Origin of the sequence: Formosa sp. L2A11 (assembly GCF_009796865.1) — a bacterium.
Lineage (GTDB): Bacteria > Bacteroidota > Bacteroidia > Flavobacteriales > Flavobacteriaceae > Formosa.
Genome location: NZ_CP047028.1, coordinates 3229507 through 3251220, shown reverse-complemented (window position 1 = coordinate 3251220; position 21714 = coordinate 3229507). Strand labels below are relative to the sequence as shown.

Annotated in this window: 21 protein-coding genes; 9 read left to right on the top strand and 12 right to left on the bottom strand. The window is 32.0% G+C overall.

Going from position 1 to position 21714, the window contains the following annotated elements:
• Positions 1–277: 277 nt before the first annotated feature.
• Genes GQR95_RS14315 through GQR95_RS14305 form a run of 3 tightly spaced genes read right to left on the bottom strand, consistent with a single transcriptional unit; the run spans position 278 to position 3325 of the window.
• Entirely contained in the window at positions 278–994 is a 717-nt protein-coding gene (locus tag GQR95_RS14315; RefSeq protein ID WP_159023800.1) for a hypothetical protein, read from the bottom strand.
• A gap of 31 nt (positions 995–1025) precedes the next feature.
• Positions 1026–2726, bottom strand: a complete 1701-nt coding sequence (gene ggt / locus GQR95_RS14310) for a gamma-glutamyltransferase (protein ID WP_159023799.1) — start codon at positions 2724–2726, stop codon at positions 1026–1028.
• The gene (locus GQR95_RS14305) at positions 2723–3325 is read right to left on the bottom strand and encodes an ACP phosphodiesterase (protein ID WP_159023798.1); all 603 of its coding nucleotides are present in this window, start codon (positions 3323–3325) and stop codon (positions 2723–2725) included. Before GQR95_RS14305 ends, ggt begins: the two co-directional genes overlap by 4 nt.
• 74 nt (positions 3326–3399) lie before the next feature.
• Here GQR95_RS14305 and glmM point away from each other — a divergent pair, with 74 nt between their 5' ends.
• Positions 3400–4788 carry a phosphoglucosamine mutase gene (glmM, locus tag GQR95_RS14300; RefSeq protein ID WP_159023797.1) on the top strand — a complete coding sequence of 463 codons (1389 nt, stop codon included), beginning with the start codon at positions 3400–3402 and terminating at the stop codon, positions 4786–4788.
• A 369-nt stretch (positions 4789–5157) separates the two neighbouring features.
• Here glmM and GQR95_RS14295 read toward each other — a convergent pair whose 3' ends face one another.
• Positions 5158–6048 carry a lysophospholipid acyltransferase family protein gene (locus tag GQR95_RS14295; RefSeq protein WP_159023796.1) on the bottom strand — a complete coding sequence of 297 codons (891 nt, stop codon included), beginning with the start codon at positions 6046–6048 and terminating at the stop codon, positions 5158–5160.
• 62 nt (positions 6049–6110) lie between these two features.
• Between GQR95_RS14295 and GQR95_RS14290 the strand changes: the two genes are divergently transcribed.
• Positions 6111–6764: a rhomboid family intramembrane serine protease gene (locus GQR95_RS14290; RefSeq protein WP_159023795.1), complete on the top strand. Its 654-nt coding sequence runs from the start codon at positions 6111–6113 to the stop codon at positions 6762–6764.
• A 176-nt stretch (positions 6765–6940) separates the two neighbouring features.
• Here GQR95_RS14290 and GQR95_RS14285 read toward each other — a convergent pair whose 3' ends face one another.
• Positions 6941–8062, bottom strand: coding sequence for a TlpA disulfide reductase family protein (locus GQR95_RS14285; RefSeq protein WP_159023794.1), 1122 nt, complete (start codon positions 8060–8062; stop codon positions 6941–6943).
• Between the two features lie 115 nt (positions 8063–8177).
• Between GQR95_RS14285 and mnmE the strand changes: the two genes are divergently transcribed.
• The 6 genes from mnmE (at position 8178) to GQR95_RS14260 (ending at position 12247) form a co-directional block, all read left to right on the top strand.
• The gene (mnmE, locus tag GQR95_RS14280) at positions 8178–9572 is read left to right on the top strand and encodes a tRNA uridine-5-carboxymethylaminomethyl(34) synthesis GTPase MnmE (protein WP_159023793.1); all 1395 of its coding nucleotides are present in this window, start codon (positions 8178–8180) and stop codon (positions 9570–9572) included.
• A gap of 119 nt (positions 9573–9691) precedes the next feature.
• A complete protein-coding gene (locus GQR95_RS16635) occupies positions 9692–9865 on the top strand; it encodes a hypothetical protein (protein WP_199269606.1) in 174 nt (57 codons plus the stop codon).
• An 18-nt stretch (positions 9866–9883) separates the two neighbouring features.
• Complete coding sequence (locus GQR95_RS16630; protein ID WP_199269605.1) at positions 9884–10237, top strand: hypothetical protein; 354 nt, start codon at positions 9884–9886, stop codon at positions 10235–10237.
• Positions 10238–10785: 548 nt separating this feature from the next.
• A complete protein-coding gene (locus GQR95_RS17145; RefSeq protein WP_370514555.1) occupies positions 10786–11085 on the top strand; it encodes a carboxymuconolactone decarboxylase family protein in 300 nt (99 codons plus the stop codon).
• Positions 11086–11102: 17 nt separating this feature from the next.
• A complete protein-coding gene (locus tag GQR95_RS14265; protein WP_159023791.1) occupies positions 11103–11579 on the top strand; it encodes a Dps family protein in 477 nt (158 codons plus the stop codon).
• 197 nt (positions 11580–11776) lie between these two features.
• Positions 11777–12247 carry a 3-hydroxyacyl-CoA dehydrogenase NAD-binding domain-containing protein gene (locus GQR95_RS14260; RefSeq protein WP_199269604.1) on the top strand — a complete coding sequence of 157 codons (471 nt, stop codon included), beginning with the start codon at positions 11777–11779 and terminating at the stop codon, positions 12245–12247.
• Between the two features lie 222 nt (positions 12248–12469).
• On the opposite strand, the gene GQR95_RS14255 is transcribed toward GQR95_RS14260, so the two are convergent.
• From GQR95_RS14255 to GQR95_RS16870, 3 genes are read right to left on the bottom strand one after another with little or no spacing between them, the layout of a single operon-like run.
• The gene (locus GQR95_RS14255; RefSeq protein ID WP_159023790.1) at positions 12470–13240 is read right to left on the bottom strand and encodes an RNA polymerase sigma factor; all 771 of its coding nucleotides are present in this window, start codon (positions 13238–13240) and stop codon (positions 12470–12472) included.
• 37 nt (positions 13241–13277) lie between these two features.
• Positions 13278–13640, bottom strand: a complete 363-nt coding sequence (locus GQR95_RS16875) for a universal stress protein (protein WP_233265940.1) — start codon at positions 13638–13640, stop codon at positions 13278–13280.
• 44 nt (positions 13641–13684) lie between these two features.
• The gene (locus tag GQR95_RS16870) at positions 13685–13954 is read right to left on the bottom strand and encodes a universal stress protein (RefSeq protein WP_233265939.1); all 270 of its coding nucleotides are present in this window, start codon (positions 13952–13954) and stop codon (positions 13685–13687) included.
• Positions 13955–14509: 555 nt separating this feature from the next.
• Here GQR95_RS16870 and GQR95_RS14245 point away from each other — a divergent pair.
• Positions 14510–15073 carry a carboxymuconolactone decarboxylase family protein gene (locus GQR95_RS14245; RefSeq protein ID WP_159023789.1) on the top strand — a complete coding sequence of 188 codons (564 nt, stop codon included), beginning with the start codon at positions 14510–14512 and terminating at the stop codon, positions 15071–15073.
• Positions 15074–15207: 134 nt separating this feature from the next.
• On the opposite strand, the gene gap is transcribed toward GQR95_RS14245, so the two are convergent.
• The 4 genes from gap to GQR95_RS14225 all read right to left on the bottom strand — a co-directional run bounded on the left by gap (position 15208) and on the right by GQR95_RS14225 (position 20454).
• Positions 15208–16197, bottom strand: coding sequence for a type I glyceraldehyde-3-phosphate dehydrogenase (gene gap, locus GQR95_RS14240; RefSeq protein ID WP_159023788.1), 990 nt, complete (start codon positions 16195–16197; stop codon positions 15208–15210).
• A 962-nt stretch (positions 16198–17159) separates the two neighbouring features.
• Positions 17160–17651, bottom strand: coding sequence for a hypothetical protein (locus GQR95_RS14235; RefSeq protein ID WP_159023787.1), 492 nt, complete (start codon positions 17649–17651; stop codon positions 17160–17162).
• An 88-nt stretch (positions 17652–17739) separates the two neighbouring features.
• Complete coding sequence (locus GQR95_RS14230; protein WP_159023786.1) at positions 17740–18810, bottom strand: response regulator; 1071 nt, start codon at positions 18808–18810, stop codon at positions 17740–17742.
• A gap of 6 nt (positions 18811–18816) precedes the next feature.
• On the bottom strand, positions 18817–20454 hold the full coding sequence (locus GQR95_RS14225; RefSeq protein WP_159023785.1) for a PAS domain-containing sensor histidine kinase: 1638 nt from the start codon (positions 20452–20454) through the stop codon (positions 18817–18819).
• Between the last annotated feature and the right edge of the window lie 1260 nt (positions 20455–21714).

Here is a 21714-nt window from a genome sequence, read left to right as displayed (position 1 = left end):
TTGTTATCAAAATTAATAAATTATATCTTCAAAATTTTAATTTCAATAGTGTTTTTGAAAAAATAAAAAGGATTGATATTTTATATTGATTCTTAAAAGAATAAAAAACACATCAATATTTTGTGAATTTATTATTTAAAATAGTTTTTTGTATCGTTAAATTTAATTATTATCAACTTGATTTAAAAACCGATGCGAACTTTACCTTGATTACTATAATGGCTATTCAATATTTAAATTGAATAAGTTATAGAATAAAAGCAAATAAGATAAGTAACTAGAATCCCGTTTTTATATCTGTAATCTCTAAGCCCATAAAGATTAATTGATGGGATTGAGGAAGTTGTAATCCCGTTTCGGTTGTGGTCCAGTTGCTCCAAGAGGCTTCTAGTCCGTCTAATGGTAAAATAGAGACCCACATTTTAAAAGCTGTTGGTTTATAATCTTTATCTAGTAGCCACATGTAAGAGTCGCCTGGCGTGCTTCCGCCTGAAGCATACGTAATTAAAAGACCTTCTTTATTATCTTCTAAAGGAATTAAACTACGTGTCGTACCAGCGTCAAATACTTTATAAGGAGCAACAATCCAAAACGAATCGTTATTAAAATATTCTACCGCTTTGTCTATATATTCCTGAGCTTCTTCACCAGTTATGTGAGCGTCATTAACAAGTACTTTACTTGTGTTTGGTGCATTTAATTGTAGATCTACTCTCACGTTTTTCCAATACACTTCACAAAAATCGGCATTCTTGGTCCATTTAAAATGATGACGTTTATTAAAGGTCCATTCTATATAACTTGTCTTTTGGTAGGCCTTATAATCTAATGCATCAAGCATCTTTTTCGCTACAATATCGGCTTCTTTGGTAGGAGTGCCTTGAGGTAAATCTTCATCATATCTAACATATAAATACCCGAAAAATAATAATGTAGGTAGTGTTAGGAATACAATAATTCCACCACAGATTTTAAGAATCTTCTTTGTAGACATAGTTATGATTTAGTGTTACAAAATTATGGATTTAAAATCCAATTGCAGTATCATCTCCACGATAATCTGCACCAGCCTCTAAAGTTCCGTTAGGTAACTTTAAAATACCATCTACACGACCAATAACAGGAGCATCTTTTTCATTAATATGATAGCCTTTTTGTTCTAATTCTGATATGGTTTCAGTACTAAATTTTGAAGGTTCCATAAGTATTTCGTCTGGTAACCATTGATGGTGAAAACGCGGCGCATTTACAGCTTCTTGCATCCCCATATTATAATCGTGTACATTTAATATGGTTTGTAATACACAAGTAATTATTGTAGAGCCTCCAGGTGTACCAACCGTCATGTATAACTCGCCATTTTTTTCAACAATAGTTGGAGTCATAGAACTTAGCATACGTTTTTGTGGTGCAATACTATTGGCTTCTGCGCCAATTAAGCCAAACATATTAGGTTCTCCTGGTTTACTACTAAAATCGTCCATTTCGTTATTTAAAAAGAAACCTAATTCAGAACAATATAATTTAGATCCGTAAGCGCCATTTAAAGTAGTGGTTACAGCAATAGCATTTCCAAATTGATCTACAATAGAGTAGTGTGTGGTTTCGTCGCTTTCTACAAGTTCTACATTACCATGTTTTAAAGACGATGATAAGGTGGCTTTATCGAAAGATACATTTGCTATTCTGTCTTTTAGATAAGCATCGCTTAATAATTTTTTACTTGGTATTTCAACAAAATCAGGATCGCCTAAATAGTAACTTCTATCTGCGTAGGCACGACGTTCTGCTTCGGTAATAATCTGAATAGCTTTGGTGCTGTTATGTCCATAACTTGTAAGATTGTATGGCTCTATCATATTCATAATTTGTCCTAAACAAATTCCTCCACTAGAAGGCGGTGACATAGAAATAACTTTTAAATCGTGGTAATTAAAAACCACAGGCGTTCTCCATTTCGCCTCGTAATTTGCTAAATCTTCTTCGGTAACAATTCCACCGTTATCTTGAATAAATGTGGCTAACGTTTTTGCGACTTCACCTTTATAAAATCCGTCTTTACCTGTTTTTAAAATCCGTTCTAAAGTGTTTGCTAAAACAGGATATTTAATGGTGTCGTTAGTTTTCCAATCGGCATCAAAAATAATGGTGTCTTTATTTACTTCTTGAAATAACTTGCGTTTGGCCTGAATACGTTTAGCTTGTTTTTCTGTCACAATAACACCGCGTTTGGCTAATGCAATAACGGGTTCTAAAATAGTAGCGATTGGTAAAGATCCAAATTTTTTGTGTGCTGCAAATACACCAGCAACTGTTCCGGGAACACCAATAGCCATACCGCCAAGTGTACTTTTGTCTGGAATTACATTTCCGTCTTGATCCAAATACATGTTTTTTGTCGCAGCCATTGGTGCTTTTTCACGATAGTCTAAGGCTCCAATATCTCCATTATTTAAACGGTAAACCATAAAACCGCCACCTCCTAAATTTCCGGCATATGGGTAAGCTACGGCAAGCGATAATTCTGTTGCCATCATAGCATCAAAAGCATTACCACCTTTTTTTAAAATAGAGGTTCCTATTTTAGAGGCTTCTTCTCTAGCAGAAACAACCATCGCTTTTTCTGCGATGACTCCCGTTGTTTTTTCAGGGACAATTTTAGTTGGCGCATCTTTACAAGATGATAAGATTAAGAATAAGAGTAATGTGTAGTAAATAGTCTTCATATTGTGTCTAGAATGGAGTTTAACTTTGTGTGAGAAAATTGGCGTAATTCTTCAAAAAAAGTAGTGAATTCAGATTCGAATTCAGTGTAATGGGCTTCTAATTCTGTTATAGATAAATGCATTTCCGATTTATTTTTGGTACGCTTATCCATACCTCTAAGAACACTTTCAATACCTTTTATGGAGGCATAACTTGTTAACCAATCGCCTTTTTTCATGTAGGGTAAAATGTGTTGGGTGTATGCTGGCAAATCATCAAAATTATCGTCTAATAATTTGTAAAACGAGTGTGCATATTCATGTAAAGGGACGTTAGAATACGTTTTCCAATTTTTAGCTAAAAAATGATCGTAAAAAATATCGATTATAATTCCTGAATAATGACCATAATTTTCGTGTAATCGCTTAGTGCTTAGTCTTACTGTAGGGTGTGCATCTGTAAACGTATCAATCTGGCGATGTAATAAAATACCAACTTGAATGTCTTTAGGGAATTTTTGATACGATTTTCCTCTAATCCCATTACCATCTGCAATAAAATTTCCGATAGTTACTTTTGGTAGGTTTTCCGAAAGATAGATGTGCGCTAAATAATTCATTTGGGGAATTTACAAATTCAAAATATAAGATTACCATAATGAAATATTATATTTGTCGAAACTTAAATTATTTTATGACATTAATTAAATCAATTTCAGGAATACGAGGTACCATTGGTGGTGCTGTAGGAGATAATTTAACTCCAATAGATGCTGTTAAATTTGCTGCAGCTTATGGAACTTGGATAAAGAAACAACGTAATAAAGAAGACTACCGTGTAGTTGTTGGTCGTGATGCAAGAATTTCGGGAGAAATGATACAGAGTTTAGTAATGAATACGCTTGTTGGTATGGGAATTCATGTTATAGATCTTGGATTATCTACAACACCAACGGTAGAGATTGCTGTGCCTTTAGAACATGCAGATGGAGGAATTATTTTAACAGCTAGCCATAACCCAAAACAGTGGAATGCTTTAAAGTTGTTAGATGCTAAAGGCGAGTTTTTAAAAGCTGAAGAAGGTGCTAAAATTTTAGAATTTGCTGAAGCAGATACGGTTCAATTTTCTGATGTAGATAGTTTGGGAGAAATCTCTATAAACGATGCATATATTGATATACATATAGATGAAGTTTTAGATTTACCATTAGTGAATTTAGACGCTATAAAAGAGGCAAACTTTAAAGTTGTGGTAGATGGCGTAAACTCTACAGGAGGATTAGCTATTCCGTTACTTTTAGAACGTTTAGGTGTTGAAGCTGTAAAATTATTCTGTGAGCCAAACGGACAATTTCCTCATAATCCAGAACCTTTAAAAGAACACTTAACAGATTTGTCTAAGGCTGTTGTTAAAGAACATGCAGATTTTGGAATTGTTGTAGATCCTGATGTAGACCGTTTAGCCTTTATGGATGAAACGGGTGAAATGTTTGGAGAAGAATACACCCTTGTTGCTTGTGCAGATTATGTGTTAAGTAAAAAACCAGGAAATACTGTAAGTAACATGAGTTCTACTCGTGCATTGCGAGATGTTACCGAAAAACATGGCGGAACTTACGAAGCAAGTGCTGTAGGTGAAGTAAATGTGGTAACCTTAATGAAAAAGAATAATGTGGTTATTGGTGGTGAAGGTAACGGCGGAATTATATATCCAGAATTACATTACGGACGAGATGCTTTTGTTGGTGTAGCTTTGTTTTTGAGTTTATTAGCTGAGAAAAAAATGGCAGTTAGTGCTTTAAAAGCTTCGTATCCTCAATATTATATGAGTAAAAAGAAAATAGCATTAACACCTCAATTAGATGTAGATAGTATTTTAAAAGCGATGGAAGCTAAATATGCATCGGAAAACATTACAACTATAGATGGTGTGAAAATAGATTTTCCTACCAACTGGGTGCATTTACGTAAAAGTAATACAGAACCAATTATTCGTGTGTATACAGAAGCTGGATCGCAAACAGAAGCCGATGAGTTAGCAGATCGTTTTATTGCTGAAATTTCTGAGGTTGCAGGATTGTAATTTTTTTGAATAGTAGATAATATTGACCTTATAAGTTTTTGAAACTTGTAAGGTCTTTTTTATTTCACATGGGAGTCATTCTGAATTTATTTCCCAATCTCATTACATTGATAGCTAATAAACATGAGAACCTGAATCAAGTTCAGGTTTTAGTGAAGCAGATAGTCCTAAGTTTATATGAAGGATTTGGTAACTAATTTAGGTGAGACCCTGAACTGAATTCAGGGTAACGGTTGTATATTAGTCTTTCGTCATACTGAATTCGTTTCAGTAACTTATAATTAGCCAATTCATAGAGTAATTCAGTCAAAGACTAAAAACAAAAAAGACACCCAAATGAGGTGTCTTTTTTGTTTACGTAATTAGAGTTTACTGAAATTCAGTAGGTACTTTGTCCATATGTTTCCAGCGTTTATGTGTCCATAAATAATACTGAGGTGCTTCTTCTATTTGTTTTTCAACCTTTCTTAAAAAGGCATCGGTAATCTCGTAGTTTTCATAGTCTTTGGCCTGATCTGCTAATAACTCGAATGTAGTTTCGTAATGTCCACGTTTTAAACGTTTCACTCTAAAGAATACCACAGACATATCTATACGTTTAGAGAGCATTTCTGCTCCAGTGTATACCGGTACTTTTATTCCCATAAAATTGGTCCAATAATGGGCGCTGTTTATTTTAGGAGATTGATCAGAGACAAAACCACATATCATTAGATTATTGTTAACCTTTGCATGCATTAGTGTTGGTACCGTTTCTTTAGTGGTAATTAAATAACTATTGTATCGTGCACGTATTCTTTTAACCAATTTATCGAAGTACGGATTCTTTAATTTTTTATATACAGCGTAAGCTTTAACATCTACGTAAGATTGTAGCACAAAAATCCATTCCCAACTTCCGTAATGCGCGCACATTAATGCGATACTTTTATTTTTAGCAACCAAATCATGAATAATATCTAAGTCTTTAAATTGGAAACGCTTTTTCATTTCTGCTTCAGAAATGGTTAACGATTTCATGGCCTCGACAGTCATATCGCATAAGTGATGATAAAAAGCTTTAGTGATGCGTTTTTTTTCAATTTCAGATTTATTGGGGAATACTAAATCTAAATTTTCCTTAACTGTACTTTTTCTGTATCCAATAATATGGTAAAGTAAAACATATAAGCAGTCTGAGAAGGCGTATAGCAATCTAAAAGGAAGTATAGAAATTAGCCAAATTATAGGATAAATAAGAATATAAGCGAGGAATTGCATTATTTAGTTTTAGTTTTGCGGAAACAAATATATAGTATATTTGAATGATAAGATTATAGTTTATGGGTAATTTGAGTTTAGTAACTATTGTAATTATTGCGGCCAATGTGATTATCTCCTTAAAAGGGTTTAATGATTTTGGTTTTTTTGAGAAATATAAATTCCAAGTTGGCGCTATTAATAGCGGTGAAAAAATTAGAATGTTTAGTTCTGGTTTTTTACATGTAGATATGTCTCACTTGTTTTTTAATATGTTTACACTTTATTTCTTTTCTGATGTTGTGGTGTCGTATTTAGGAAATTTTAATTTTATAGTGGTGTATCTTGTAAGTTTAGTTTTAGGAAGTTTATTATCGTTATACTTTCATAAAAATGAATATGAATACAGTGCAGTAGGAGCGAGTGGAGCCGTAACCGGAATCTTATATTCTGCAATATTATTAGAGCCTAATATGAGTTTATATATGTACTTTATTCCTATTCCAATTCCTGCTTATGTGTTTGGTATTGGGTATTTGTTATATTCTATTTATGGTATGAAGAATAGAGTTGGAAATATTGGTCACGATGCACATTTTGGAGGTGCAATAGGCGGTTATGTTACAACCTTAATATTGCTACCAGCTTTGTTTAAAACTGATTTATTAATGATTGGCTTATTAGCAATTCCTATTATAATCTTGTTTGTAATGCATAAAATGGGTAAGCTTAATTAGTTTAGTTGTTTTTATGATTTTATAAGTAAAATATACTGTCATATAGAGAAAAGGAAGAATCTAAATACGGTAAGTCGTTAATAGGTTTTTTACATTCTGAAAGATATTAAAACATAAAAAAGCCTTCATATTATATAGTATGAAGGCTTTTTGTGTATTTAAATTGAATTATAAACTTAGTTCAATAATTCAGCAATTTTATCTTCTAAAGCTTGTCCTCTTAAACCTGAAGCAACAATTTTACCTTCAGCATCTAAAATATATGTTGCAGGAATAGCTTGAATATTAAATTGTTTTGCGATTGGATCGTTAAAATAATCTAGGTTAGACATTTGGTGCCATGCTAAACCATCTTTTTTAATTGCAGCAATCCATTCAGCTTTAGCATCTTTTTGTCTTGGTGTTCCGTCTAAAGACACACCTAAAATTTCTAAACCTTTTTCGTGATATGTATTGTAAACCTTAACTAAATTTGGGTTTTCTTTTCTACATGGTCCACACCAAGCAGCCCAAAAATCGATAATAGTTACTTTTCCTTTAATCTCGTTTAAAGAAATTGTTTTTCCTTCTGGATTAGGAGCAGAAAAATCTTTTACAACACTTCCTGTAGTTGTTGCAGCTTCAGCCTCAATAGCTTCACCTATAGTTTTTCCTAAAGTAGTTTCTTTTAAACTTGGAGTAAAATTATCGTAGATAGATTTTTTTTGATCGAAAGTTACTTTCTGATTTCCTAAATGACGTTGTAAAACTAAAGCAGATACAAAAGCATCGTTATTAGATTTCATAAAATCAAGATCGTGAGCTAAATTTTCATCAACCATAGCTTTGTAACGATTCTGAACATCTAAAGCAAGTAAAGAATCTTTAGTTTGTTGTGCTGTTCTAAACTCTTTACTTAATGTTTGATTTTTTTTCTGTAAATCAAGCATGTAAGACTGGTATGTGTTAAAGGCATCGTTTTCTTTACTACCTTGAACACGTGTGTTAAAAATACTATCTGTATTAATTGCAACCGTCATGTCTTCGTTTTCAAGTATTACAGGAATATTTCCACGAACAGATTCAATTTCAATAAAATATAAATCTGGAGCAGTAACCGCACCTTCAAAATGTGCTTTGCCATCTGCAATAACTGTAGAGTCGATAACGACTTGTTTTTGCCCTTCAGCTTTAATTAACTTTATGGATTTACCGTTAACGGCATCGTTAAGTGATGCATCAAGTGAAAAACCATCTTTTTCCTTAGCACAAGAAAATGCTAAAGCTACTAAACTTAGTAGTGCAATCTTTTTAAACATGTTAAAGTTGTTTTTATAATTTGCACAAATATAATAGAATAAATGTTGAATTTCTGTTAAGATTTAGATAAGACTATAACGATATTTTTTTAAGGATTATGTTTACTTTTGCATCATGAATTATAACGATACAATTATTGCTTTAGCAACAGCTTCTGGAGCAGGAGCTATAGCGGTTATTCGCTTATCTGGTACAGATGCCATCAGTTTAGCGAGTAAAGCCTTTAAATCTGTTAGCGGAAAAAAATTAGAAAACCAGTTGACTCACACGATTCATTTAGGTCATATTTTAGACGACAAACGTGTTATAGACGAGGTTTTAGTATCTGTTTTTAAGAATCCTAAATCGTATACAGGTGAAAATGTTATCGAAATTTCATGTCATGGTTCGCAATATATTCAACAAGAAATTATACAATTATTTCTTAGAAAAGGTTGTCGTATGGCAGATCCAGGAGAATTTACATTACGTGCTTTTTTAAACGGAAAATTAGATTTAAGCCAGGCAGAAGCTGTAGCCGATTTAATTTCTAGTGATAATGAAGCCTCTCACCAAATAGCGATGCAACAAATGCGTGGCGGATTTTCTTCTGAAATTGCTGAACTTCGTGAAGAACTTTTAAATTTTGCATCGTTAATAGAATTAGAATTAGATTTTGCTGAAGAAGATGTGGCTTTTGCAGATCGCACACAATTTCGAGAATTAATTACGCGAATTACGTTTGTATTAAAACGTTTAATAGATTCTTTTGCTGTAGGAAACGTAATTAAAAACGGAATTCCAGTAGCCATAGTAGGAGAGCCAAATGTTGGAAAATCTACATTATTAAATGCTTTGTTAAACGAAGAACGTGCCATTGTAAGTGATGTTGCAGGAACAACTAGAGATACTATTGAAGACGAATTAAGTATTGGTGGTATTGGTTTTCGTTTTATAGATACGGCAGGAATTCGTGAAACTACAGATCACGTTGAAGGTTTAGGAATTAAGAAAACTTTCGAGAAAATAGAACAATCTCAGGTGGTTGTCTTTTTAGCAGATGGTATTAAGCTAGATTCTGAATTGGCTATAAATGCATTTAAAATTGAAATTGAAAAAGTAAAAAATAAATATCCATTAAAGCCAATGGTAATTATCGTGAATAAAGTCGATCAATTATCTGACGCATCTATATCACATTTAAAAGCAGTACTTCCAGATCTTCATTTATTATCTGCAAAAACAGGGACAGGCGTAGAGGAATTAAAAACAAAGCTATTACATTTTGTAAACACAGGAGCGTTAAGAAATAACGAAACAATTATTACAAATACTAGACATTACGATGCGTTATTAAAAGCCTTAGAGGAAATTAAAAAAGTACAATATGGTTTAGATACCGATTTATCTAGCGATTTAATGGCAATAGATATTCGTGAAGCTTTATATCATTTTGGAGTAATTACAGGTCAAGTAACTAACGATGAATTACTTGGTAATATATTTGCTAACTTTTGTATTGGGAAGTAAATTACTTTTCTTATAGTTTTTTTTTTTTTTTTTTTTTGATAGTCAATGGATTAGGTGTTAAATTTATTTCTTAATATTTCCTTTATTTTTATATTTGGTACTACATTCTGTACCACATTATGAAAATATCACTTATAGAACGAAAACTGCCAAGTGGCAAAATTAGCTTAATTATAGAATACTATAAAGGTTCGGAAATATCTCCAGAAGGAAAAAGGAAACACTTAAGAGATCGCGAAAATTTAAAATTGTATTTACATAATTCACCTAATTATGCTACCGAAAGAAAGTAGAATAAAGAAGCCAAGTTGTTGGCAAAAAAAAATCTTACTATTAGGCAGGCAGAATACTACCAAGGTAAGTTTGATTTAAAAAATACAACAAAGGGTAAAAGACGATTTTTGGACTTCTTTAAAGAGAAGGCAGAAGAGCGGTTTGAAAGTCCTAAAAATTATGGTAATTGGACTGCTGCATTCATTCATTTGGAGCGTTGTATTTCTACGAATACCATTAAGGGATCCATATCTATAGTTGGAAATGGTTTATATGTAAACATTTCAATTAATTTACAAAATAAAGGATTTTGTGCGGTTAAATCTTATAAAGAGAGTTGGGGTAATTCTAAATTTATTCCTAAACTTGATTTTAATGCATTTAAAATTTAGATTTCATCAATTTTATCACCTGCCAATTCTATTGTTTTACCAACATAATCTTCTGAATTTTGAAAAATAACTTTAGCAAATATTCCAATATCTTCTGTAGTGATATAGAGAACTTTTTTCCTTGTGGCATAAAGTTATAAGATTTTTCTACTTTGATTCCCGAACTTAGCATCAAAAAAATCTCCATAAAAGTAGTAAGATGTAAAACGGTAGCTTTCAATCTGCTTTTCCGTAGATGTTCTTCAATAGTATGTTTAAATCTAGGACGTAACGACTTATGGTTATCAGAGATCTATGGAAGACGCTTTTGCTCACGATGATAAAATCCAATTATAAACACATGAGAGATCTTGTAAGATTTGATTTTTATAAAAAATAAAAAATTCAGAAAACTAACTATAGAAACGGTTTCTAAGGCTTCTAAGGAAATACCCACCAAATTAAAGGAACAAAATGGGGTAATTTCCAATTTATTTAAATACATGGTGGTTCTCCTGCTTCGTTGGAAGGCTATAGTAATCTAAGCTAAACCTTTTCGCCAAAACAGCATTCACTGCGGCGAGCAAAATTTAATTTTATTGTCTTCAAGTGTGGTCAATCAATGTCTGTACTGCATAGTAGCACATACGAGAGGAGCAAAACAAAATGGAATACCGTCTAAAACTCTCAATGCTTATTTTTCACCTGAGCAGGTAATGGATGTTATTGTTTCTCTTAAAGTAATGAGTAATTACATTAAGCACGTTACAGAAAATATTATTCCCCTGTTAAAGTTTATAAAAAATAGATATTATGATATAGATCAGTGTGAGCACATTAAATGCAATCTATCTTTGATATATTATTAATTATAACACCTCAAAAAATGAGAACACCGAACATAGGAATTTCTGCAGAAAACAGAAGGGAAATCGCAGATCAATTATCAAAAATATTAGCGGATGAGTTTGTACTTTATTCAAAAACCTTGAATTTTCATTGGAACATTGAAGGTCCCGATTTTCATGCGGTACATCTTTATCTTGAAACCTTATATGAAGAGCAACAAAAAGTTGTTGATACTGTGGCAGAAAAAATACGCGCAATAGGGCATTATGTACCCGCAACTTTACAAGACTATTCCCAATTGACTCATCTTACTGAAAAAACAAAAGGTAAAAATGATAGCCAAGGTATATTTGCCGAATTATTAGAAGATCACGAAAGTATTATTGTTTTTATTCGGGAAGAAATACAGCCTATAGCAAACAAATGGAAGGCTGATGGTATTAGTGATTATATTACAGGGTTGATGGAACAGCACGAGAAAACCGCTTGGATGTTGCGCTCACATTTAAATTAAATAATAAATATGCTTCTTTTAGAAAATTGCTCTAAACCTACAAAATGGTTTAGGGTATTTTTTTGCAATGACCTAACTCATCTGCTGTGTCTAAAAAAAACAGTATCTAATGATATTTTAAGGTTTAATGTAATTGTTTATGATATCAATGAGGACGTTTTAGATAAAGGTAAATTAAAGTTAAGTGTTTAAGTGAAGTGTTTAAAACACATTTAAAAACACAGCAACAACCGGACAAAACAAGGCAAAATACCAGCTATACTTCAGATTCGCCTGAATTTGTCAAAAATGTGGGTTTATTGATTGAGGCCATACCTAAAAATCTAAGAATAAAGACTAAATTTCACAAGCAGTTGGCGAAATTTGCCTCTGAAAAGACTGTTTTTGCTACCAATTCTTCAATGTTTTTACTTAGTCTGTTTGCTAAAGCAGCTGGTAGGTCTGATAAATTTTTAGCATTACATTTTGATAATACAATTTGGATTCATAACACCGCTGAAATTATGAGGCATCCCAAAACTGACCCAAAAGCTATAGGGATGTTGACTTTACACTTATTTAAGGAGCAACCAAGATATATTCTTAATTCTTTATTGATGACAAATACTTTTCCATGGTTTCCTGGTGTAATAGTCTCGCTCAATAGGTTTATAAATAGTTTGTTTTAGTTTGTGGCTACAGTGTTTATTTTTCGTAAATTTTATATTTTTTTAAATAATTCTTCATGTCCTTTTGTGATGTCTTTTGGTGAATTCACGTTTAGTTTTACCAATAAATCTCTTTATTGTGAAGGCTTGCTACATATTGACAAGCCTAAGTGTTATTCCTGCTGCATTTTTGCTTTCTCTTATTATTTTTATAATACTAATAGTCCATTCATAAAACATCTTTTAGTAGATATTATATCTATTTAATAAACTAGTTTTTAATAATTTTCTACCATCATCTAAATATTTTTTTGTCTCAGTAATGCTTATGTTACTTACTTCGGCAATTTCTTCTAGAGTAAGATGATGTTTTGTTAAAAGCTCAAATACATTTTGAGTTTGCAATGGTAAATTGTGCAAAATAAATTGTACGTGTTTATTTACTTGTTCTTGATTTAAGGCCTTATCTATTTTTTTTATAAGGTCACTTTCTGTATTTTCTAAAAATACATCTTTTATTGTGTAGGGATTTTGGTGGTATGAAATATCGGTTAGTTCTTCGTTCATAATGAGATCTCCATCACTTTCAACTGTAAAATTTTCTTCCATCTGATCCCATTCTTGTTTAGAATAGTTATCTATATTCGTAAAGAATAAATCGTCAAATTCTTCTTCAGTGATGGCATCATCTAGTAGTTCGTTGGTCTTTTTATAGAGCCAGACATAGAACTCATCTTCATTAGATAAATTCTCGATATTGTCGTAGGTTTCAATATATAACTGATCAATAAAATCATTAGGAACATATTTGTTCTTCGGAAAATGATTTTTCTGTATGGCAGTTTTAACTCTTTTGATGATGTAGCTCCGTATGTCGGGTACCACATCTTGGAGTAGTTTATTGAATGCAATTTTGTTTTCGTCCTTCTTAAATTTAATTAATTCGGGAATTGTTTGTTTTATGGAGATGAGAAGTTCTTTCCGAATCTTATAATACGTAGTCTGATTTTTCATGGCTTTAGTTTTTTTACTTGATTATATATTGAACGATCTATAACTTAAAGGTCATCACCGGTAGTTTTGCGTGGTTGGCAAGATCTTCAGAAATACTTTCTCCTAGAAAATGACTCAAGCCTTTTCTAGCATTCGTATTTACAACAATGAGATCTGCATTTATTTTTTCTGCATATTGAGTTAATCCATCTTCTACCGTATATCCAGCGATGAATTCTATGTTATCCGATCCGCCTGATTTTGCAAATACTTTTACCTTTTCATTAAATTCTCTGGAGCTAATAAAATGTTTATAAGGTAGATTGACATAAACCAGATGGACAGTACTTCCTAAAGTAGAAAATAGTGCTGATTTCTGAGAAAATACCGAATTATTTTCTGGGTTCAAATCTGTAGCCATTACCACATTTTTTAAGTCAAAATTCTTAGGTTCAGACTTTATAATTAATACTGGTGTTTTATTATAGGAACAACTTTAACCTCTTTTAGATAATTTTTTTCTAAAAAAGATTCAAATTTTTTCTTGACTAAAGCGAGCGTAAACTGCATTTCCTTTTTATTATCCGATACTGAATGTGTAAAAATACTATCAGATAATTCTAACATATGCAGCACATGAAGTACGGCATGATGTTTCTTTGCTAAAATGGCACCAGCCTTTAAGGCAAACTCAGAATGTTTTGAAAAATCTACTAGTATAATTATGTTTTTCATTTTTTATAATTTTTTATAAAGGTGGGTATAGATGAGGCTAAATGAAATGACCTAGGTCATTTACTAGAGTTTATATAATTTATGATAAGTCGTACAAGAACTTGAAAAGGTCCAATTCAATAATTAGTTTTGGTTTTGAATAGTTTTTTAACTAAATTATCTACAATAAGTCCTTGCACTAAGATTGAAAACACCACTACAACATAAGTAATAAATAGAAATAGATACTTATCCATGGATTCTGTTAAGCCCAAGGCCAAGGCAATGAATATACCGCTTCTCAGTCCTCCCAAGTCATTACTAAATTTATGTTTGGGACAAAATTCAGTTCCTTCTTAAAAAAGCGTATTTCGAGGTAATACATATGGTGAACCCCAATTTTGCAATGATAGCAGAAGCCATTGGATTCAGAGGAGTTCCGGCTAGATAACTTACTGATGTAAAACAATCCATGGAAGAATCTTTTGCACACGATGATAAAAACCAATTATAAACACATGAAAGAGGTCTTGTAAGATTTGATTTTTCATAAATAATCATAATAAAAAATAAAACATGAAACAATTCACAAAACATACTATTGAAACGGCACCTGAGGCTTCTAAAGAAATACTCACCAAGGTGAAGGAACAAAATGGAGTTATTTCCAATTTATTTAAATACATGGCGGGTTCTTCTGCTGCGTTGGAAGGGTATAGTAATCTAAGCAAAACCTTTTTCACCAAAACAGCATTCACTACGGGCGAGCAAAATTTAATTTTGTTGTCTTCAAGTGTGGTCAACCAATGTCAGTACTGCATAGCAGCGCATACAAGAGGAGCAAAGCAAAATGGAATACCGTCTAAAACCATCAATGAGATTCGTAAACAATTGCCTGTTACAGATAAAAAATTGAATGCACTGGTAACACTTACTGAAAAAATCACTGTAAATAGAGGTCATCTTGAAGCATCAGATTTAGAATCTTTTTACAATGCTGGTTTTTCACCTGAGCAGGTAATGGATGTTATTGTTGGTGTTTCTCTTAAAGTAATGAGCAATTACATCAATCACGTTACAGAAAATATTATTTCTGAAGATATGCAGCCGTTTGCAATGGGGAAAGAAATAGAAGACTAAATAATAGCACGTGCGCACTTAAAAATGTATACCAATAAGAAAAAAGGAGAATAAAGTAAAAAACAGGTCAAACTATAAAAGCTTGACCTGTTTTTTTTTTATGAATTATGAGTAATCCATCCGTTTTAAATGTGTTATAAACTTTGAATCTGACGGATCATTTGGTTCGTGAATCCCCATTCGTTATCATACCACGCCAATACTTTTAAAAGATCTCCGTCAACAACTTTGGTTAATGAAAGATCAGCAATAGAGCCATAAGGGCTTTTTATAATGTCACTAGAAACTAATGGTTTATAAGTGGTTTGCAGTACCTTTTTATAACGATCCGTTTGTGCTTCTTCCTCTAATATTTTATTTATTTCTTCTGAGGTTACCGTTTTTTCAGTAACAATAGTGATGTCCGAAATGGATCCAACCGCAACAGGAACACGTATTGCCATACCATCAAATTTGCCTGCATATTGAGGTAACGCCTTAGTTGTAGCTACTGCAGCTCCAGTTGTAGTAGGGATAAGGTTGTTTATACCTGAACGTCCCATTCTAAAGTTTCCTTTGTTGGGCGAATCTACCATGGCATTAGAACTTGTGTCTGCATGTATGGTGGTCATAATAGCCTTTTTGATTCCAACACGACGGCCGATAATTTCTATAATCGGGCTGATGTTGTTCGTGGTACAACTTGCACAAGAAAAAATACTTGTTTTACCGTCTTCGGTATTTACCCCGTGTACAACGGTAGGGATTTCTGGACTCTTGGCTGGTCCCGAAAGAACTACGGTTTTAGCTCCCGCTTTTATATGTCTGTCCGCATCATCATATTTGGTAAAAATTCCAGTACTTTCAATGACAACGTCTATATCCAACGCTTTCCAAGGAAGGTCTTCTGGGTTTCTTTCGTTAAAAAATTTGATGGTTTTACCATCTACAATCAGTTTACCAACTTTAAATTCAACTGACTTTTCAAATTTTCCGTGCACACTGTCAAACTCTAATAAATAGGCAATGTTTTCGATACTTGCAATATCGTTCACAGCTACTACTTCTAAATCCGGTGTATCTAGTATTACTTTTAATGCGGTACGACCAATTCGGCCCATTCCGTTTATTGCTATTTTCTTCATAATATTAAGTATAAATTGTTTTAAGTTTTAGAAAGCACTTTGCTTTAAATGATGTTTTTACTCTGTACTCTTGTTTAGTCGCAATTACCACAACTAACGAACACATGCATGAGTTAAAACATTGTTAAGCTAACTGTATTTAGTTAGGCTCCAATAGTACTGAACTCTTAGGGTCTTTTTTTGTGCTAATGCAAATAATATGAACGGTATCAAAATTATTTTAAATGTCTTTCGTTTTCTGAAATGGATAATGTTATTTAATCATTCTATATTTTCAATGCATAAAAGTGATTACTCCATCACTTAATAAAAGTTATGTATTTAAGTATTCTAGGTACTAAAAATTCATTTAGACATCAAATTCGTAAACCAAGACTGTTGGGGAAAGTTCTGTTTTGTATGGGTTAACTTCTAAATATATGAGTATTGATAGCAATGTCAATCGTTTAGAGATTTACCCTTTGATTTGACACAAGCTTTATCATTATTTTAATGACATACAAAATCAAATGATAGGCAGTGTTTTACTTGCCGATAAAGGGTATTTGTCTACCATATATAAACTTGATTTATTCGCATATAGCAACATAAAAATAAAAGTTCCTGTGCGTGAAAATCAGCATAATTACAAGAGGCAATCTTACATCTTCAGAAAATCAAGAAAACGTATTGAAACTCTATACTCATAACGTTGTGGCCAATTTATGATTTGTACAAATTATGCCAAATCTCTTCAAGTTTTTAAAACAAGAATCTTAACCAAAATAACTGCGAAGACCATAATACAGTATTTAAATAAATTGGAATTCAATAGAAATATAAATAACTTAAAAGTAAATATTGCTTAAATGCACAACGGGTTATATATTTTAAATACTATGCTTCTATGAAAAATGAATGTTAATAGATATTTATAGAGATACTAGAAGAATTTAAAATAATTAAAGGCTTCCTTACTTTAACTAGTATACATTTAACATAGGTTCTAGAGTGTCTAAAACACTACTTTCCCCTCGAATTATTAAGCAATAATTTTCATTTTTCAACTCCGTTAAATAGGTGTTAATCTCTTCGGTATTAATACCCATCCCCCTAAATATTCCTATAAGACCTGTGGGTAAAGACGCGAGCTCTCTTTCATCAATCTTATTAATGAATGTTGGGGTTAAATGACCAGCAATAAATAAGGTGCCAATTTCAGGGTTATAGAAATAACCAAATTGAAATTGCTTGCCTAATAAAGCGCTTAATTGCTGTTTTTTATCGTCTATTATTTTTTTAAGTTCTTTTTTAGTAATTGCTTTATTGGTAGTAAGCTGACCTAGGATAGATAACTGAAGTGGCATATTACTTTTCTGTGCAATATGGCGCAATACCGTCTCTATTTGGGATAAGCTTTTATATGTTCTTATAACAAATAATTTTTGTGGTGTGTTATGTTTTTTAGCAGACATTGTACAAATATTAATTTAGTTTCAACGTTTCGCTAAATTAACCGTAACAATTCTTTTCTTCAATGACGAGGGTCAGCCTGTCTATATTTTATCCAAAAAGGACAATATCTTTTAAGGTTTTTTTGTCTTCAATAATGATTTCTCTATGAGAACCAAAACTTATTAATGCTTCATCTTTAAAATCAGTTAACATTCTAATAGCAGTCTCAGTAGCTGTCCCCATTAGACTTGCTAAATCTTCTCTTGATATATTGATGCCTTTATTTTTAGTGTTATTAAGTGTTTCAATCTTAGATAAATCCATTAGTGCTTTTGCTAAACGTTGTCTCACTGTGGCAAAGGCCATACTTATTAGTTGTTCTTGAAGATCAATTAAATCGTTAGAAATCATGGTTATAAATTTATTTGAAATCAACTTATCACCAAATAGTAAAGTTGTAAAATCAGCTTTAGGAATCTTAAAAACTTCTGCTTGTTCCAGAACTGTTGCAGTATCTCTATAAGTACCTTTATTTGTTAGTAGAGATAATTGCCCAATAAATTGTCCGGGTCCAAATATACCTGTTACTAAACATTTACCAGATTCTGTAGTTTTATATGTTTTTATAGTGCCTTTCTGGATAAAATATAGTGTATTTGCTACATCACCCTCCATAAAAATAAAGTCTTTTTTATTTAATGTTTCGAGCTCACGACCTTCAGAAAGGCTTTCCATACCTTCGTGTACCGAGACATCATTAAAAAATTGATTAACACCTTCAATATCCTTAGAGAATTCTTTTTTAAGGAAGCTATGTTTGTTAAGCCTTGAGGCAACGGCATCTAATAATTCACTTTCTTCAAAAGGTTTTGTGAGATAATCATCGGCGCCTAAGTTCATTCCTTTTCTTACATCTATTCTTTCTGTTTTAGCGGTTAGGAAAATAAAAGGTGTACTGGCCATTGTTTTATCTTTACTTAAATGTAGTAATACATCGTATCCATTCATTTCTGGCATCATAATGTCACAGATAATAATGTCTGGTTGAATGCGCATTGCAACTTCAAGACCTTTCTTACCATCTTCTGCAGTATTAACCTCGTAGTTTGCTAATTCCAAGATTTCTGCTGTATTTTCTCTTACATCTTGATTGTCTTCTATTAAAAGTATTTTTGTCATTATTTTTTATTTAGTAGGTTTTGGCCACGTGATTAAAAAAGTAGTGCCTGTATTGATTTCACTCTTAAAATCAATAGTACCATCCATAAGGTCTACGTATTGTTTTACGATGTTAAGACCAAGACCTGTGCCTTCAATATTCTGTGCGTTTTCTGCTCTAAAGAAACGTTCGAATAGTTTCTTTTGTTCGTCCTCTGGAATGCCAATACCTTGGTCTTGAACTTGAAGCGTGACAAACACGTCACTTTCTTCTATTGTAATACGAACATCTGTATTTCTAGGAGAGTATTTAAGGGCATTAGATATTAAATTCATCAAGATAGTACGCATTAGTTTTGGATCAAGATTTAGTAAAAGCGGATAATCTGGTGCTACTAAAATAATATTTTTTCCTGTTTTTTTAGTTGTCGATACGTCTGCAATAAGCGTTTTAGAAAAGTCAATAAAATCAAAAAGCTCCTTGTTGGCTTGAACCTTTCCTTCTTCCAACTTACTCAAGGACAAGAAATCATTCAAAATAACAATCATAATTTTTACATTTTTCTTGATTTGAGCCACATATTTCTCACGCTTTGTTTCTTTACCGGCTTCATTTTGTCTTCCAATAAGTATAGCTGAAGTCTGTATGGCACTTAAAGGCGTTCTAAATTCGTGTGATGCCATAGATACAAATCGTGATTTTAATTCGTTGAGTTCCTGTTCTTTTTTTAAAGCAATTTTAGCATCTCGTTCAATTTTCTTATGTGTTGTAATATCGTTATATACAAATAAGGCACTTGAAATAATGGTATGCTCATCAAATAAAGGTATGGTATTTACAGAAAAGCATTTGTTTTTGTATGTTATTTCGAAACTAAGGTGCTCACCAACAATCGTTTTTAAAATATCTTTTTTTAGCTTTGTTTTTTGTTTTTCGGAAAAGATGGGGATGTCATCAGCGGTTGTATCTTCAACAATCATTTTATCTAATCCTAATTCTATAATAGCTTCACCTTCTAAAAGTAGTATTTCAAAATTTGGGTTAAAAACAATGATGAATCCATTAGGGAAATTCTTAGCAATTGCTGCGGATAAGGATTTATTAACAAGGGCTCTTTTTTCAGCCTTTAGTGTTTCTTGTATTTGATCCTCAAGACTTAAATTTGAGGCTACTAATTTTTGAACAGTAGTGGTTAGTTCTCTAGTTCTACTAGCTACTTCTTTCTCTAATTCTTCAGCATAGCTTTTTAATTTAGTTTGACTAATGTTTAGTTTTTTTTCTGTTTCTTCCCGCTTCGAAATATCAATTATGAAAGCTATTACAACGTGTTTCTGCTTTACTATTGTAGGAGTTAAACTTATTTCTAAAGGGAATTGAGAGCCATCTTTTTTTAGTCCCCATAACTCTAGATTCTGACCCATTCGTTGTGCTTTTGGTTTTACGATGTATCCTTCTCTATGGCTTTTATGATTTATTTTGAATTTATTTGGGATAAGACTTTCTATATTATGGGCTAAGAGTCCACCTTCAATATAACCAAAGAGTTCTTCACTGGCTGGGTTGGCTTTAATGATGATGCCATCTGCATCAACAACTAAAATTCCTTCTACAGATGATTGAAAAATGCCTTGAAAAAATGCTAGACCTTGTAATCCTTTATCCATTATTATATAAACTTATGTGTCTTATAAGGTAAACTATTTCAAATGGTATAAGTCCTATTTTTATTAGATTTTTAATTATTTAAAAAGCATAATCTAAGTCGTTTTAAGGCCTAATTTATTCCCTTAATTTGATGAGATTTATTGCGCACTTATTGCCATACAAACTGCCGATGTATATAACATAGCTACACCAGCAGATTGAAATCCTAGTGATGATGTAATTGTTTGTCAATGTGAATCTTATGGTGTCTCAGAAGAAAGAATGATTTACTGATGAATTAGACTCTGAAGACTGTTTTTTCTGCACTAAAAAATTATAGAAAGACCAAGTCTAAAGCTATAATTTACTTAAAAAGAAACAAACAACTTATACTATATTAACAATTGTCCACTTATATTTATTGTTGTATTAATGCTCCAAAACACGAGCGCAGTAAGTATTGTTCTATTATTTTGGGATATTAAAACATCCTTAGCTTTATTAATGTATTACTTTTTTTTCCATTGAAGTATAGAAAAAGAATTATCACTGATGATTCAGGAAATACCTTAATAAATATATGTAGAGCGATTTCTGAGATTTATAAAATTGAATTTATATAAATAGTATACGAGTCAAATATTGTTAGTTTTCTAATTCAAAGTGTACCTAAATTATCAATAATTTAATTGGTCAATAAAAAGCTCAACTGTAAGGGAGATGTTTCGCCTACAACCTGAAATAAAAATATGAATATAGAGTGGTGATTTTTGGACAAGTGTATAGTATGTAAATACTATTGGCTTGTATGTTGGAAAAGAAGTCATTCAAAAATATGTTCAGAATCAGGGAAAGGAAGTAGAGTACAAGAAGATCCATTGTGGACAACCTAAATTATTTTAATACCCCGTCTGGGATGCAACGGCGTAGTTCATTTTTCTATATGGATGATCCAGGTCATTTTACCTTTCTTATTGCTCACTTACTTTTGTAGTATTAAAGCGAATAACACTTTCAGACAATGACAAGACAAGAATAATGAAATTTATATTTCTCTTAGTCTTATTAATTAGTTGTGGAGGAAAAGAAATAAAAAAGAGCAGAGCAAGACAGATGATTTGTTTCAGTTCAGTTAGGCGTTTCTTAGTATATAGCACTAAGAGATTGCAATTGAAAGCTACATAGTTAAAAAAATCACCCTTACATTTTAAGTCAACGGTATGGGAATTTATTTAAAAAAAGAGGATAGCTTATTCGGATTATTCAACAGCTTTCATACC

Excerpts from the sequence above, each read along its gene's own strand:
- GQR95_RS14305 (WP_159023798.1), bottom strand. The coding sequence starts at position 3,325 with ATGAATTATTTAGCGCACATCTATCTTTCGGAAAACCTACCAAAAGTA.
- GQR95_RS16870 (WP_233265939.1), bottom strand. The coding sequence starts at position 13,954 with ATGAAAAACATAATTATACTAGTAGATTTTTCAAAACATTCTGAGTTT.
- GQR95_RS16875 (WP_233265940.1), bottom strand. The coding sequence starts at position 13,640 with ATGGCTACAGATTTGAACCCAGAAAATAATTCGGTATTTTCTCAGAAA.
- GQR95_RS14315 (WP_159023800.1), bottom strand. The coding sequence starts at position 994 with ATGTCTACAAAGAAGATTCTTAAAATCTGTGGTGGAATTATTGTATTC.
- GQR95_RS16635 (WP_199269606.1), top strand. The coding sequence starts at position 9,692 with ATGAAAATATCACTTATAGAACGAAAACTGCCAAGTGGCAAAATTAGC.
- GQR95_RS14285 (WP_159023794.1), bottom strand. The coding sequence starts at position 8,062 with ATGTTTAAAAAGATTGCACTACTAAGTTTAGTAGCTTTAGCATTTTCT.
- gap (WP_159023788.1), bottom strand. The coding sequence starts at position 16,197 with ATGAAGAAAATAGCAATAAACGGAATGGGCCGAATTGGTCGTACCGCA.
- GQR95_RS14295 (WP_159023796.1), bottom strand. The coding sequence starts at position 6,048 with ATGCAATTCCTCGCTTATATTCTTATTTATCCTATAATTTGGCTAATT.
- mnmE (WP_159023793.1), top strand. The coding sequence starts at position 8,178 with ATGAATTATAACGATACAATTATTGCTTTAGCAACAGCTTCTGGAGCA.
- glmM (WP_159023797.1), top strand. The coding sequence starts at position 3,400 with ATGACATTAATTAAATCAATTTCAGGAATACGAGGTACCATTGGTGGT.
- GQR95_RS14225 (WP_159023785.1), bottom strand. The coding sequence starts at position 20,454 with ATGGATAAAGGATTACAAGGTCTAGCATTTTTTCAAGGCATTTTTCAA.
- GQR95_RS14235 (WP_159023787.1), bottom strand. The coding sequence starts at position 17,651 with ATGTCTGCTAAAAAACATAACACACCACAAAAATTATTTGTTATAAGA.
- GQR95_RS14245 (WP_159023789.1), top strand. The coding sequence starts at position 14,510 with ATGAAACAATTCACAAAACATACTATTGAAACGGCACCTGAGGCTTCT.
- GQR95_RS14265 (WP_159023791.1), top strand. The coding sequence starts at position 11,103 with ATGAGAACACCGAACATAGGAATTTCTGCAGAAAACAGAAGGGAAATC.
- GQR95_RS14255 (WP_159023790.1), bottom strand. The coding sequence starts at position 13,240 with ATGAAAAATCAGACTACGTATTATAAGATTCGGAAAGAACTTCTCATC.
- GQR95_RS14230 (WP_159023786.1), bottom strand. The coding sequence starts at position 18,810 with ATGACAAAAATACTTTTAATAGAAGACAATCAAGATGTAAGAGAAAAT.
- GQR95_RS14290 (WP_159023795.1), top strand. The coding sequence starts at position 6,111 with ATGGGTAATTTGAGTTTAGTAACTATTGTAATTATTGCGGCCAATGTG.
- ggt (WP_159023799.1), bottom strand. The coding sequence starts at position 2,726 with ATGAAGACTATTTACTACACATTACTCTTATTCTTAATCTTATCATCT.